This is a genomic window from Streptomyces caelestis (genome assembly GCF_014205255.1).
Classification (GTDB): domain Bacteria; phylum Actinomycetota; class Actinomycetes; order Streptomycetales; family Streptomycetaceae; genus Streptomyces; species Streptomyces caelestis.
In genome coordinates, this window is record NZ_JACHNE010000001.1 from 6,805,640 (window position 1) to 6,819,536 (window position 13,897).

The following is a 13,897-nucleotide window of genomic DNA, read 5'->3' on the forward strand; positions in this document are numbered from 1 at the left end:
GCGCCGTCATCCGTGCAGCCCGCACTCGGTCTTGCTGCGGCCCGCCCAGCGGCCGGCGCGCGCGTCCTCGCCCTCCAGGACGCGGCGGGTGCAGGGGGCGCAGCCGACGGAGGCGTAGCCGTCCATCAGCAGCGGGTTCGTCAGGACGCCGTGTTCGGTGACGTAGGCGTCCACGTCGTCCTGGGTCCAGCGGGCGATCGGGGAGATCTTGACCTTCTGGCGCTTGTCGTCCCAGCCGACCACCGGGGTGTTCGCGCGGGTCGGGGACTCGTCGCGGCGCAGACCGGTCGCCCAGGCCTGGTAGTTCTTCAGGCCTCGCTCCAGAGGCTCCACCTTGCGCATGGCGCAGCACAGGTCGGGGTTGCGGTCATGCAGCTTCGGGCCGAACTCCGCGTCCTGCTCGGCGACCGTCTGGCGCGGCGTGAGCGTGATGACGTTGACGTCCATCACGGCGTCGACCGCGTCACGGGTGCCGATGGTCTCCTCGAAGTGGTAGCCGGTGTCGAGGAAGACGACGTCGACGCCGGGCATCGCGCGGGAGGCCAGGTGGGCGACGACCGCGTCCTCCATCGAGGAGGTCACGCAGAAGCGCTTGCCGAACGTCTCGGCCGCCCACTGGAGGATCTCCAGAGCGGAGGCCTCCTCCAGGTCGCGGCCCGCCTGCTCGGCGAGCGCCTTGAGTTCCGCCGCCGTGCGCTGGTCCTGAACCGTGGTCATTTCTTCGCCCCTCCGGTGTCGGATCGCTTCAACCCCTGGGCCAGCAGGCCGAGGAGCTTCAGCTGAAAGGCTCGGTTGCACGCCGCGCATTCCCACGCGCCGTGCCCCTCCTCGCTCGGACGCAGGTCCTCGTCGCCGCAGTAGGGGCAGTAGAAGGGGGCCGCACGTTCACTCATGACAGGGCCTCCTCGCTGGCCCGGGCCGCCCAGGTGGCGAACCGCTCGCCGTCCTCGCGCTCCGCCTGGAACCGCTTCAGGACGCGCTCGACGTAGTCGGGCAGCTCTTCGGAGGTGACCTTCAGGCCGCGCACCTTGCGGCCGAAGCCCGCCTCCAGGCCGAGCGCGCCGCCCAGGTGCACCTGGTAGCCCTCGACCTGCTCGCCCTTGTCGTTGACGACCAGCTGGCCCTTGAGACCGATGTCCGCCACCTGGATACGGGCGCAGGCGTTCGGGCAGCCGTTGAGGTTGATGGTGATCGGCTCGCCGAAGTCCGGCAGACGGCGCTCCAGCTCGTCGATGAGCTGCGAGCCGCGCTGCTTGGTCTCGACGATGGCGAGCTTGCAGAACTCGATGCCGGTGCAGGCCATGGTGCCGCGCCGGAACGAGGACGGCCGGGCGGTCAGGTCGAGCGCCTCCAGGCCCTCGACGAGCGACTCGACCTTGTCCTCCTCGACATCGAGGACGATCATCTTCTGCTCGACGGTGGTACGCACCCGGCCCGAACCGTGGGCCTCAGCGAGGTCGGCGATCTTCGTGAGCGTCGCGCCGTCGACGCGTCCCACGCGCGGGGCGAAGCCGACGTAGAAGCGGCCGTCCTTCTGCCGGTGCACGCCGATGTGATCGCGCCACTGCTGGACCGGCTGCTCGGGAGCCGGGCCGTCGACCAGCTCGCGCCCCAGGTACTCGTCCTCCAGGACCTGCCGGAACTTCTCCGCGCCCCAGTCGGCGACGAGGAACTTCAGCCGGGCGCGGGTACGCAGGCGCCGGTAGCCGTAGTCGCGGAAGATGCCGATCACGCCCGCCCAGACGTCCGGGACCTCCGCCAGCGGCACCCAGGCGCCGAGCCGGACGCCGATCTTCGGGTTGGTGGACAGACCGCCGCCGACCCACAGGTCGAAGCCCGGGCCGTGTTCGGGGTGGTGCACACCGACGAACGCGACATCGTTGATCTCGTGCGCCACGTCGAGCAGCGGCGATCCGGAGATCGCCGTCTTGAACTTGCGCGGCAGGTTGGAGAACTCCTTGCTGCCGATGTACCGACGGTGGATCTCGTCGATGGCGGAGCTGCCGTCGATGATCTCGTCCTCGGCGATTCCCGCGACCGGCGAGCCGATGACCACGCGGGGCGTGTCACCGCAGGCCTCGGTGGTGGACAGACCGACCGCCTCCAGCCGGTTCCAGATCTCGGGCACGTCCTCGATCCGGATCCAGTGGTACTGGACGTTCTGCCGGTCCGTGATGTCGGCGGTGCCGCGGGCGAACTCCTGCGAGATCTCGCCGATCACCCGCAGCTGCCGCGTGGTGAGACGGCCGCCGTCGATGCGGACGCGCAGCATGAAGTACTCGTCGTCCAGCTCCTCCGGCTCCAGGACCGCCGTCTTGCCGCCGTCGATCCCGGGACGGCGCTGGGTGTACAGGCCCCACCAGCGCATCCGGCCCCGCAGGTCGTTCGGGTCGATCGAGTCGAAGCCCCGCTTGGAGTAGATCGTCTCAATGCGTGTCCGCACATTGAGACCGTCGTCGTCCTTCTTGAACTGCTCGTTGCCGTTGAGCGGGGTGTGGTGCCCCGCGGCCCACTGACCCTCACCGCGGTGACGGCTCACCTTGCGGCGGGGAGTCGCGGCGGCAGGCTTCTGCGGGGTGGCGGCCATGGTTGATACGTCCTTCGGGACAGGCGGGAAAGCGGCTCTGACCTGCGCGTGCGGGCGCATGGGCATAGGGCGCGTCGTTGCGCGGGGAGGAGACGAGTGAGGGGGATGTCGGGCGCTGCGTGAGTGCTCTCAGCGCGCCGGACAGATGGCGCTGGACATGCGGCCGAGGTCGACGTGGCGTCGACTCACCAAGGCGATCCCAGTTCCAGGCATGACGGAAGCGTGTCATGGCGATCTGGACACAGTCCAGCTTCGTCCAAGATTCGGACATTCATGTCTCGAAATGCAAGATGCGAGTGTCCTTGGTCACATCGGGCCGTCCCGGGGTGTCCGGCCAGGTCAGACGGGGAACGCTCCAGGCCACGGCCCCGGAGCGGCGACGTCCGGTTCCTCCTCGACCTTGGTGTCGAACAGCTTGAAGCCGCGGCGCTGGTAGTTGTCCATCGCGCGCTCGCCGTCCTTGCTGCAGGTGTGCAGCCAGACCCGCTTCGTCGGGGTCAGTCCCGCCCAGCGGCCCGCGAGGTCCCAGGCGCGGGCCGTGCCGTGCGACAGCAGGTGCCCGCCGATGCGCCGGCCGCGGAAAGCGGGGAGCAGGCCGAAGTAGAGGATCTCCACGACCGCGTCGTCCTGCGCCTCCAACTCCACGTACCCCGCGGGCGTGCCCCGGTCGTATGCCACCCACGTCTCCACGCCGGGCCGCTCCAGGTGCTCAAGCCACCGCGCGTACGACCAGCTCAGCCGGTCCGTCCAGCGGATGTCGCCGCCGACCGAGGCGTACAGGAACCGGCTGAACTCGGGTGAGGGCACCTCGGAGCGGACGATCCGGACGTCCCCGTCCGGCGCGGCGGCCGGCAGCAGGTCGGTCGGGGCGGTCTGCTCCAGGGACCAGGTGGTCACGGCGATGGTGGTCATGCGGGCCAGAAAATCACCTCGCCCACCGGTCTGTCGATCGGCCTACTGCTCTGCCGACCGACCCAGCGCCCTGTCCACCGACGCCAGCGGCAGCGCGAACAGCATCCGGCCCGACTGGGACCAGAGTTCGCCGGTCTCCTCCCAGTAGGACAGGGAACCCGACCGGCCGCTCCAGCAGTGCCGCGTCTCGTCCGTCGCGCATTCCGTCGCCCCGGCTCCCTCGGTGTCCTGGCGCCACAGCGTCCCGTGCCCGCCGGGCGTGCCCGCCGCACGGTCGAGGTACCAGCCCGAGCGGTACGACAGCACGCCCCGCACGTCGGCCGTCTTCGACTCGTACGCCTCGACCGGGTCCGCGTCCCCCGAGGAGTCCGTGGCGAGCAGGCCGGACCGGGCCGGGTCCCGGCTCAGCGGGTAGCGCCACAGCCGGGTGCGCCGGTCGCCGTCCGCCGGCACCCACTCGCTCGCCACCAGACTGTCGGGCGAGGTGCTGCGGTCGAGGGAGACCGCGGCCGGGTGCGGCACGTCGTCCCCGCCGGGCAGGGCGTACGAGGCGACCGCGGGCAGCACGTACCGGTAGCCGGACGCCGCCCAGCCGCCCCGCACCCGGCCGACCGCGTCGGAGTCGACCGTGGCGCGCTGGATGCGGTCCATGTCGTACACGTACAGCGCGTTCCGGTCGTCCTCGCGGGTCGTCACCAGCAGTTTGTCCTGGTACCAGACCATGCCGGACAGCGGGGAGACCAGCCCCCGGTAGTCCCGCCCGCCGTCCACCGGGACGGCCAGCAGGGCCCAGGTGTAGCGGAGCCGGTCCGGGTCGTTCGCGTCGACGAAGGCGACCTTGGCCAGGCCCTGCTCGGGGGCCGGGCCGTCCATGGAGCCGCCCGGGGTGCCGCCGCGGGTCCAGCCGGAGAGGATCACGCGGTTCTCGCTCCAGCGGCCGTCGTCGTCCGCGTCGCCCGAGGTGGTGACCGCGCCGGGCAGCCAGCCCCGGGTGTCGGCGCCGCCGAAGCAGTACGCGCGCGTGGCCGCCGGCTCGACCGGCAGGGTGTGCTTCTCGGCGGTCGAGCAGTCGGCCGCGTTCCGCAGCGTGCGGTCGGCGCTGTCCAGCACCGTGCCGACACCGACGGGCCGGCCCATCTTCGAGGCGAGCCGGTCGAGCCACGAACCGGGCACCCGGTGCTCGGCCAGCGGCAGCCGCCCGGCCTCGGCGGACACGGAGATCGGCTTCAGGGCCCCGGGCGCGCCGGCGACCGTGGCCTGCGAGGCGCTGATCAGGGTGGCGGCGGCGGTGAGCGCGAGAGCCGTCCCGGCCAGGGCCCCGCGCAGTGCCCTGCCCCGCCTGCGCCGCCGGTGTCTGCCGCGATGCTTCATAACGTCCTCCCGAGGCGGGCCAACTGCGCCCTGTGGTCCGTACGTTGACGGAGGAGCAGGTGGGGTGGCCCGTAGGGGATGCTACGGCAGGTGGGTGGGGTGAGGGGCGAAGACCTTGCAAATATGCGCAAGATGCACCCTTGGGGACGGCCGAACGGCACGTCCGGTGAACCTCAGGGGGCCGGTGCGCGGGTGCGCAGCCGTCCCACCGCCGGTGCGGTCGAGTGCGGCAGCAGGTCGTGCGGGTCGTCCGGGAGGAGCACGTCGACCTCGGCGTCCTCGGCGAAGCGGTACGGCCGGTGTTCCAGGAACGCGCCGAGATAGCGCCGTACCCGCGACATCTCGGCGCGTACGGTCACCGTGCGGGCCGGGTCGCCGAACAGGTCGCCGGCCAGGTCCGAGGCGCTGCGGCCGGTGCGGTGGACGGCGAGGAGATACAGCAACTCGGCGTGCCGGGGACTCAGTTCGCGTGTCCAGGAGCCCGCGCCCTGGGAGACCGCCACCGTCCATCCGCGGGCCTGTCCGAGGTCCAGCACGATGCGGGTCGCCCCGCGCGGCACCGGCTCGTCGGCGGCCGCCCGCAGCAGCCAGCCCCCGGCCAGCGGCTCCACCGAGCACAGCCCGAGCACCGGCAGCCACCTCCGGCCCGCCGTCAGGGACTTGGGCAGGGTCACGCGCCGCGTGTACGGCATCCCGCTGACCGCGGCGGTCCAGCCGTCGCGGTCGACGACCAGGGCCCGCCCGTCGAGCCGGGCCAGCACCGGAGCCGCCACCGCCCGCAGCCGCTCCAGCGACTCCGCGTGCCTCTCCCGCAGCCGGGCCTCGGCGAGTTTGGCCACCGAGTCGACCCAGGCGAGTGTGGCCGGATGCATCGTCTCCAGCGGCCCGCTCACGTCCACCACGCCGAGCAGCCGGCCGTCCCGCGGATCCGTCAGCGGAGCGCCGGCGCACGTCCAGCCGGCGTGGGAGCGCACGAAGTGCTCGGAGGCGAAGACCTGTACGGGCCGGCGCACCACCGCCGGGGTGCCCAGACCGTTCGTGCCGACGACGTCCTCACGCCAGTCCGCGCCGAGTTCGAAGCCGAGCCCGTCGGCCTTGCGCAGCACCGGCGCGCTGCCCTCGCGCCACAGCACCCGGCCCTCCTCGTCGGCGACCACCATGATGTGGTGGGCGACGTCCGCGAACTTCAGCAGCCCCTCCCGCAGCACCGGCAGCACATGGCGCAGCGCCGACGTCTCGCGCCGCCGCTGCACCTCCTCGCGGGACAGCAGATCCGCCCGGAAGTCGTGGTCCGGGTCGACACCGCTGCGCAGCATGCGCTCCCAGGACTGCTCGATCACCCGGCGCGGCTGCACGGGCGCGGGCTGCCCGGACAGCCGGGCGGAACGGACCTCGCTGAGCACCCGGGCCGCACGCGAGGTGTCCACGGCGGCGAGCTGCGTGACGTCCATAGGCGTGGGCCCCCCGGAGTCTTTTCTGACTGTCCGTCTCATAGTGCCGTCCGCTCCGGAGCGGACGCGCACAGTCCGCACACAGTCAGCAGCAAGTTGCAACCCCTTGCAACCCTGGTGGACAGCCCGGCCGTGTCCGAGACTTGAGCAGCGCCGTCCCGAGCGGCGTTCAGTGGCTCGAACGGGCCAGTGCGGCGGGGGTGGTGCCGTGTCGGCGCAGCACCACCTCCGCTTCGGGCGCCGGATCAGGCCACCGGCCGGGCCCGCTCCACCACCGACGCCAGATCGAGACTGTGCGGGAGCGTTCCGAACGCCGCGCCCCCGTCGCCGCCCAGCCGCGCCGCGCAGAACGCGTCGGCGACCTCCGGTGGCGCGAAACGGACGAGCAGCGACCCCTGGAGCACCAGCGCCAGCCGCTCCGCCAGCCGCCGTGCCCGACCCTCCACGCCCTCCAGATCGGCGAGTTCGGTCAGCAGGTTCTTGATGGCCGCGTCGAGCCGGTGATCGGCGCCGCGCGCCTGCCCGACCTCCCGTAGATACGCGTCGAACGCCCCCGGCTCCCGCTGCAACGCCCGCAGCACGTCGAGGGCCTGGACGTTGCCCGCGCCCTCCCAGATCGAGTTGAGCGGCGACTCGCGCACCAGCCGGGGCAGCCCGGACTCCTCGACGTAGCCGTTGCCGCCCAGGCACTCGGCCGCCTCCACCGCCACCGGCGGGCACCGCTTGGTCACCCAGTACTTGGCCGCCGGCACCGCGATCCGCAGCAGCGCCCGCTCCTGCTCGCCACCGTCGTCGCAGGCCGCCGCGAGCCGCAGCGCCAGCGTCGTCGCCGCCTCCGACTCGATGGCGAGATCCGCGAGGACGTTGCGCATCAAAGGCTTGTCGACGAGCTTCCCGCCGAACACCTCCCGGTGATCGCAGTGGTGCACCGCCTGCGCCACCGCCTGCCGCATCAGCCCCGCCGAGCCCAGCACACAGTCGAGCCGGGTCGCCGCCACCATCTCGATGATGGTGCGCACCCCGCGCCCCTCCTCGCCGACCCGGCGTGCCCAGGTCCCGTCGAACTCGACCTCGGCCGAGGCGTTCGACCGGTTGCCGAGCTTGTCCTTGAGCCGCTGCAGCAGGAACACGTTGCGCGTGCCGTCCGCCAGTACCCGCGGCACCAGGAAGCAGGTGAGGCCGCCCGGCGCCTGCGCCAGCACCAGGAAACCGTCGGACATCGGCGCCGAGCAGAACCACTTGTGCCCGGTCAGTTCGTACGTCCCGTCCTCGGCGAGCGGCCGCGCGGACGTCGTGTTGGCCCGTACGTCGCTGCCGCCCTGCTTCTCCGTCATGCCCATCCCGAACAGCGCCCCGGCCTTGAGGTGCGCGGGCCGCAGTTCACGGTCGTAGACCATGGACGTCAGCCGCGGCTCCCACTCGGCGGCCAGGTCCGGGTCGGTGCGCAGGGCGGGCACCGCCGCGTGGGTCATCGACAGCGGGCAGCCGTTTCCGGCCTCGACCTGTGTCCACACCAGGAAGGCGGCGGCCCGCCGCAGATGCCCGGCCGGGCGGTCCCAGGCCGCGGTCAGACCGGCCGAGACGCCCTTGCCGAGCAGCCGGTGCCAGGACGGGTGGAACTCGACCTCGTCGATCCGGTGGCCGTACCGGTCGTGGGTGCGCAGCCGGGGCGGGTTCTCGTTGGCCTGCGCTCCCCATTCCTGCACCTGGGCCGAGCCGGAGGTCCGCCCGAGCGCCGACAGCTCGCCGAGCACCTCGTCGCGCAGGCCGGGATCGAGATGCCGTTCGACCGCCGCGGTGAGGGCCCGGTCGGCCGAGAAGACGTCGTACCCGACCAGCGGCGGGACCTGGTTGTTCACGGAGTGGGTGCTGCCAGCCATGCTGCGAAAGTACCCCGGGGCGGCCCCTTGGTCACCAAGGTGCGCCGACCGGGCGCCGGAGACCGGCCTGTGGGTGAGTACGGTCAGGCGCGACGGATACCGTTAGGGGGTGCAGCCAGCAAGTGAAACCCCCGACACACCCTCCGGGCGCCTCCACCGGGCGCGTGCTCTCTACCGGAACGTCTCCAAGCGCAGGACCGCCTGGCTGTTGCTCAAGGACACCGTCAACTCGTGCATCGAGTACCGCATCCTGGGGCTGGCGGCCGAGGCCGCGTTCTTCACGCTGCTGTCGGTGCCGCCGTTGCTGCTGAGCATGATCGGACTGCTCGGCTACGTCGACGCCTGGACCGGCGCGGACACCATCGAGAGCCTCCAGAACAACATCCTGGAGGCCGCGCGCACGGTGCTGTCCGACCGGGGCGTGCGGCAGATCGCCGAGCCGATCCTGCACGACGTGACGAAGGGCGGCCGGCCCGACATCATCTCCATCGGCTTCCTGTTCGCCCTGTGGTCCGGCTCCCGCGCCGTGAACGTCTTCATCGACACCATCACCGTCATGTACGGCCTGGACGGCGTCCGGGGCATCGTCAAGACCCGGCTCCTGGCCTTCCTGCTGTTCATCGTCGCCCTGCTGATCGGCTCGGTCGCGCTGCCGCTGATGGTGGCCGGGCCGGACGCGGTGGTGCGGATCGTCCCGTGGTCGACGACGGTCGTGCAGGTCCTCTATTGGCCGGTCGTCATACTCCTGTCCATCGCTTTCCTGACGACGCTCTATCACGTGTCCGTCCCCGTCCGCTCCCCGTGGATCGAGGACGTGCCCGGCGCGCTCGTCGCCCTCGGCATGTGGGTCCTCGGCAGCTTCCTGCTGCGGATCTACCTGACCAGCACGGTCGAGGGCCCGACGATCTACGGCTCCCTGGCCGCGCCCGTCGCCGTGCTGCTGTGGATCGGTGTGGCCGCGTTCGCCGTGCTCGTCGGGGCCGCGGTCAACGCCGCCATCGACCGGGTCTGGCCGGCCGCCGCGACGGCGGCGGCCCGCGAGGCCAACGAGCGGCTGCGGCAGGCGCAGGTCGCCGAGTACGTGGCCCGTGCCGCCGCCGCGGGCGAGTCCGACCCCGACATGCCCTCCGAGTTCCCGGAACGCTGGTCCCGCTTCCTGCCCCCGGAGGACGTCACGGCCCGGCTGCGCACGCACGTGAAGAGCACTCATGCGAAGAGCACCGGCAACGCCGGCCAGGCCAACGGAGAGACTCCGCCGCCGTCCGAGAAGTGACGGGCGCGCGGTCGCCGTGCCGGCCGGGGCCGCGACCGGCGCGGCGCCGCCGGCCCTGCCCGACCGCGGCCTCGACCCGCGCCGTTGGCCGGCAGGCGGCCTGGCGTCTTCGCTCTTGCCGGGTTCCGGCTTGGCTGTGGCCTGTGCCGTCCGCTGGCAAGCGATGTGACGTCACTCACCTTCCGAGTCCGGGCCTGACCGCGGCTCGCCGTCTTCCCCCCTGCCGGGCTCCGCCCTGGCCGTGGTCCGCGCCGACCGCCGGAAGGCGACGCACCGTCACCCGCCCTCCGGGTCCCGCCTAGCCGTGGCCCGGCCGGCCGGCGGCCCGGCGGCGTCACACCTTCCAGGTCCCGGCCGCCGTCTCCTCCTGTACGAAGTCCGTGAAGTCCCGGGGAGCGCGGCCCAAGACCTCCCGTACGCCGTCCGAGAGGTGTGCGTTGCGGCCGTCGAGGAGGGTGTCGAAGATTTCGGTCAGGGCCGTGACCTCCTGCGGCGGTACACCGAAGCCGAGCAGGGCCTCGCCGTAGTCCCGTGTCGACACGGCCCGGTAGGTGAGCGGGCGGCCCGTCGCTTCGGCGATCTCCGCGACCGCCTCGCCGAAGGTCAGCAGGCGCGGCCCGGAGAGGGTGAGTGTCCGGCCCACGTACCGGTCGCCTGCCGTCAGTGCGGTCACCACCACGTCCGCGATGTCCCGCACGTCGAGGAACGGCTCCCGCACCGCGTCGGCCGGGAACACCAGCTCCCCCCGCTCCCGCAACTCCGCCACCAGCGGCCCCTCGCTGAAGTTCTGCGCGAACCACGCGGCCCGTACGACCGTCCAGTCCGCCCCACAGGCGTGCAGCGCCTCCTCGGTGGGCAGAGCCTGCTCCTCGCCGCGTCCGGACAGCAGCACCAGCCGCCGCACCCCGAGCCCGACCGCCTCCCGCGCGAGGTCCCCCACCGCCTCGGCGGCGCCCGGCGCGCCGACGTCCGAGGGGTAGACGAGGTAGGCCGCGTCGGCGCCGCGCAAGGTGTCCGCCCAGGTCGAGCGGTCCCACCAGTCGAAACCGGTCGCCCGCGACGCCGCCCGTACCGTGAGCCCGGCGGCCTCCGCCGCCCGTGCCACCCGGCTCCCCGTACGGCCCGAGGCACCCGTCACCACAACCGTCATGCCCTGCGTGTTCCGTGTCGTGTTCGTCATGCCGTCGAGTCAACTGCCGTACACCGCTCGGAACCATCGCTGAACGGCTCATTCCCATACGACCGCGTCTACGCTGGCACCATGGACGCACTCGCCGGGTTGCTGGAGGGCCCCCGCGCGCGGGGCGCGTTCATGACCAGGGCGTGCTTCGACCCGCCGTGGGCGGTGCGCGTGGAGGACCGGGCGCCGCTCACCGTGATGCTCGTCGCGCGCGGCGAGGCCTGGGTCCTGCCCGACCGGGGCGAGCGGACACGGCTGCGGGCCGGGGACCTCGCCATCGCCCGCGGCCCGGACCCGTACACCTGCGCAGACGACCCCGGTACGGCACCGCAGGCGCTGATCCTGCCGGGTCAGGAGTGCCATTATCCGGACGGACGTCCCCTCAACGGCTCCATGGACCTGGGCGTGCGCACCTGGGGTGACCGGCTCGACGGTGCCACGGTGATGCTGATCGGCACGTACCCGATGCAGGGCGAGATCAGCGGCCGGCTGCTGGACGCGCTGCCGCCGCTGCTCGCCCTCACATCCGACGTGTGGGACTGCCCGCTCACGCCGTACATCTCCGAGGAGATCGTCCGGGACGAGCCGGGCCAGGAGGTCGTCCTGGACCGTCTGCTGGATCTGCTGGTCATCGCCGCGCTGCGCGCGTGGTTCGCCCGCCCCGAGGCGGAGGCGCCCGCCTGGTACCGGGCCCTCGCCGACCCGGTCGTCGGCGGCGTCCTGCGCCTGCTCCAGGACGACCCCGCCCACCCGTGGACCATCGCCGCGCTCGCCGCCAAGGCCGGGGTGTCCCGCGCCGCGCTCGCCCGCCGCTTCACCGCGCTGGTCGGCGAGCCCCCGATGACGTACCTCACCGGCTGGCGCCTCGCTCTCGCGGCCGACCGCCTGCGCGACTCCGAGGACACGCTCGACGCCGTGGCCCGCCGGGTGGGGTACGGCAGCGCGTTCGCCTTGTCGACGGCGTTCAAGCGGGTGTACGGGGTGAGTCCGGCGGAGTACCGGGGGCGGTTGGCGTAGAGGCCGGGGACGGCACGCTCGCGGCGCCCACGCGGCCCGCGGCGTAGCCTGGCCTACGTGTACGTGGAGCGGGCGTCACGGCTGGCGGGAGCGGTCGTGTGGAGAAATGCCCCGGAGCGGGACGGGACGGGGCGTGTGCTGCCCGACGGGTGCATGGACCTCCTGTGGCACGAGGGGCGACTGATGGTCGCCGGACCCGATACCCGCGCGTATGTCACGGACGGCGCCACCGGCACCTGGGCCGGCATCCGCTTCTATCCGGGCACGGCCCCGGCCCTGCTGGGTGTACCGGCGCACGAGCTGCGCGACCGTCGCGTCGAGCTCGCGGATCTGTGGCCCGTCTCGGAGGTACGGCGACTGGCAGCGCGTGTGAACGCGGCCCCCGACCCGGCGAGCGGACTCGAGGACCTCGCCCTGCGGCAGGCGGCCGGTGCCGATCCGCCGGATCCGTTGCTGCGGCATGTCGTCACCGCCCTCGACGCGGGCCGGCCCGTCGCCGCGATCGCCGATGAACTGGGCCTGGGGCCACGACAGTTGCTCCGCCGTTCGCTCACCGCGTTCGGCTACGGCCCCAAGACCCTGGCCCGGATCCTGCGGCTGCGCCGCGCCCTCGCGCTGGCCCGGGACGGTGTCCCCTTCGCGGACACGGCCGCCCGGGCCGGTTACGCCGACCAGGCCCATCTGGCGCGGGACGTCAAGGAGTTGGCGGGGCTCCCCCTGGGGGAGCTACTCGCCCGCCGCGGCTAGCGGAGCGAACAGGTCCACCCCGTTGCCGTCCGGGTCGAGCACGACGGCGTACCGCTGCCCCCAGAAGGCGTCCCAGGGCTTGAGCTCGCCGTGGCACCCGGTGCCCACCAGCTCCTCGTACAACGAGTCCACTTCCGCCGGATTGTCGCAGCGCAGGGCCAGCGAGGTCCGGCCGCCGTCCGAAGGTGGCTGCCACCCGGGCAGGAAGGAGCGGACCGTCTCCTCGGTGTCGAACATCAGCCGCAGCCCGCCGGGTAGTTCGGCCTCGGCGTGCGGCTGCTTCTCGGCGCCTTCCGGGAAGGCGAACCCGAGCCGGCGGTAGAAGGCGACGGATGCGGCCATGTCGGAGACGACCAGGCCGATGGCATCGAATCGTGCAGTCATGGGTCCACCGTAGGCAGGCCCACGAGGCCCGGTCTTGAAGGAATCGGACACCGGTCGGCACGGTCTCCGATCCGTTCAGGACGGCCCCCGGACTGGCCCGTTCATCGAGAGCCGCCCGCGCACGGATGAAACTGAGCTTGCCGTGCCGTCCCGGTCGTTGCGGGGTTGACAAGCCTGGCCGGACATTCCGACAGCCTCGACGTCGGTACCTCGCCGGCCGAGAGCGGACCGTGGCGCGAACGGCAGTCAACGAGGGACAAGCCAGGGGGTGTCCCGGAGTGGATCGTGCCGTCCTCGTCCATCGTCGGATGCATTGTTCACGCACGCATGTCGTAGCGGCCGGAGAGCCGGAGCAGGGCCGGACGAGCCGACCATGGCTGTGTGGGGAACGGTATTTTGGGACCCCATGGCACCCCGACTGCTCGTCTACACCCGCACCACCGGCTACCGGCACGACTCCATCCCGGCCGGCATCGCCGCCCTCCGCGCCCTCGGCGACTTCGAGGTCCACGCCACCGAGGACCCGGCGGCCCTCGAACAGCCCTTGGACGACCACGCGGCCGTCGTCTTCCTCTCCACCAGCGGCGAGGTCCTCACCCCGGCCGGCCGGCAGTGGCTCGCCGCGTACGTGGAGGCGGGCGGTGGCTTCGTGGGTGTACACGCGGCGGCCTGTACGGAGTACGACTGGCCGTACTACGGCGAGCTGCTGGGCGCGTGGTTCGCCCGGCACCCCCTCCACCAGCCCGGCAAGGCCGTCATCGAGGACCACGACCACCCGGCGACCCGGCATCTGCCAGCCGTCTGGGACTTCACCGACGAGTGGTACGACTTCCGCACCAACCCGCGCGGCACGGTCCACGTCCTGGCCACCGCCGACGAGTCCTCCTACGAGGGCGGCGGCATGGGCGACGACCACCCCCTCGTCTGGTGCCGGCGGCACGGCGAGGGCCGCGTCTTCTACACGGCCCTGGGCCACGCCGCCGAGGCCTACGACGACCCGGCCTTCCGCACCCACCTCCTGGGCGGCATCACCTGGGCGGCCGCGCTGCCCCTGCCCTGACCCTTGAGGATCCGTCCCTCCCCGGCCCATGAGGC

General features: G+C 72.5%; 14 protein-coding genes. 4 read left to right on the forward strand and 10 right to left on the reverse strand.

The features are described 5' to 3' along the window. Positions 1 to 6: 6 nt before the first annotated feature. From HDA41_RS31105 to HDA41_RS31135, 8 genes are all read right to left on the reverse strand, one after another. Positions 7 to 717 carry a phosphoadenylyl-sulfate reductase gene (locus HDA41_RS31105; RefSeq protein ID WP_184989828.1) on the reverse strand — a complete coding sequence of 237 codons (711 nt, stop codon included), beginning with the start codon at positions 715 to 717 and terminating at the stop codon, positions 7 to 9. Then, positions 714 to 893 (reverse strand): hypothetical protein, encoded by a 180-nt coding sequence (locus HDA41_RS31110; protein WP_184989830.1) that lies wholly within the window; start codon positions 891 to 893, stop codon positions 714 to 716. The genes HDA41_RS31105 and HDA41_RS31110 overlap by 4 nt, the downstream gene beginning before the upstream one ends. Next, positions 890 to 2,587 (reverse strand): nitrite/sulfite reductase, encoded by a 1,698-nt coding sequence (locus HDA41_RS31115; RefSeq protein WP_184989832.1) that lies wholly within the window; start codon positions 2,585 to 2,587, stop codon positions 890 to 892. The genes HDA41_RS31110 and HDA41_RS31115 overlap by 4 nt, the downstream gene beginning before the upstream one ends. Positions 2,588 to 2,716: 129 nt before the next feature. Further along, the gene (locus HDA41_RS42385; protein ID WP_310887545.1) at positions 2,717 to 2,800 is read right to left on the reverse strand and encodes a putative leader peptide; all 84 of its coding nucleotides are present in this window, start codon (positions 2,798 to 2,800) and stop codon (positions 2,717 to 2,719) included. Positions 2,801 to 2,926: 126 nt separating this feature from the next. After that, a complete protein-coding gene (locus tag HDA41_RS31120) occupies positions 2,927 to 3,499 on the reverse strand; it encodes a GNAT family N-acetyltransferase (RefSeq protein WP_184989834.1) in 573 nt (190 codons plus the stop codon). A 42-nt stretch (positions 3,500 to 3,541) separates the two neighbouring features. Then, entirely contained in the window at positions 3,542 to 4,870 is a 1,329-nt protein-coding gene (locus HDA41_RS31125; protein ID WP_184989835.1) for a hypothetical protein, read from the reverse strand. 173 nt (positions 4,871 to 5,043) lie between these two features. Beyond that, entirely contained in the window at positions 5,044 to 6,321 is a 1,278-nt protein-coding gene (locus HDA41_RS31130; protein WP_184989837.1) for a GAF domain-containing protein, read from the reverse strand. A gap of 245 nt (positions 6,322 to 6,566) precedes the next feature. Next, complete coding sequence (locus HDA41_RS31135; protein ID WP_184989839.1) at positions 6,567 to 8,201, reverse strand: acyl-CoA dehydrogenase family protein; 1,635 nt, start codon at positions 8,199 to 8,201, stop codon at positions 6,567 to 6,569. Positions 8,202 to 8,310: 109 nt separating this feature from the next. Between HDA41_RS31135 and HDA41_RS31140 the strand changes: the two genes are divergently transcribed. Then, entirely contained in the window at positions 8,311 to 9,474 is a 1,164-nt protein-coding gene (locus HDA41_RS31140) for a YihY/virulence factor BrkB family protein (protein WP_184989841.1), read from the forward strand. Positions 9,475 to 9,808: 334 nt separating this feature from the next. On the opposite strand, the gene HDA41_RS31145 is transcribed toward HDA41_RS31140, so the two are convergent. After that, a complete protein-coding gene (locus tag HDA41_RS31145; protein WP_184989843.1) occupies positions 9,809 to 10,654 on the reverse strand; it encodes a Rossmann-fold NAD(P)-binding domain-containing protein in 846 nt (281 codons plus the stop codon). 81 nt (positions 10,655 to 10,735) lie between these two features. On the opposite strand from HDA41_RS31145, the gene HDA41_RS31150 reads away from it, so the two are divergent. Together HDA41_RS31150 and HDA41_RS31155 are read left to right on the forward strand one after the other, a co-directional pair. Beyond that, on the forward strand, positions 10,736 to 11,671 hold the full coding sequence (locus HDA41_RS31150) for an AraC family transcriptional regulator (RefSeq protein WP_184989845.1): 936 nt from the start codon (positions 10,736 to 10,738) through the stop codon (positions 11,669 to 11,671). A 57-nt stretch (positions 11,672 to 11,728) separates the two neighbouring features. Continuing rightward, the gene (locus tag HDA41_RS31155) at positions 11,729 to 12,418 is read left to right on the forward strand and encodes a DUF6597 domain-containing transcriptional factor (protein ID WP_184989847.1); all 690 of its coding nucleotides are present in this window, start codon (positions 11,729 to 11,731) and stop codon (positions 12,416 to 12,418) included. Here the strand turns inward: HDA41_RS31155 and HDA41_RS31160 are convergent. Then, positions 12,398 to 12,802, reverse strand: a complete 405-nt coding sequence (locus HDA41_RS31160) for a VOC family protein (RefSeq protein ID WP_184989849.1) — start codon at positions 12,800 to 12,802, stop codon at positions 12,398 to 12,400. The genes HDA41_RS31155 and HDA41_RS31160 overlap by 21 nt on opposite strands. A 406-nt stretch (positions 12,803 to 13,208) precedes the next feature. On the opposite strand from HDA41_RS31160, the gene HDA41_RS31165 reads away from it, so the two are divergent. Continuing rightward, on the forward strand, positions 13,209 to 13,862 hold the full coding sequence (locus HDA41_RS31165) for a ThuA domain-containing protein (protein WP_184989851.1): 654 nt from the start codon (positions 13,209 to 13,211) through the stop codon (positions 13,860 to 13,862). Positions 13,863 to 13,897: the final 35 nt, after the last annotated feature.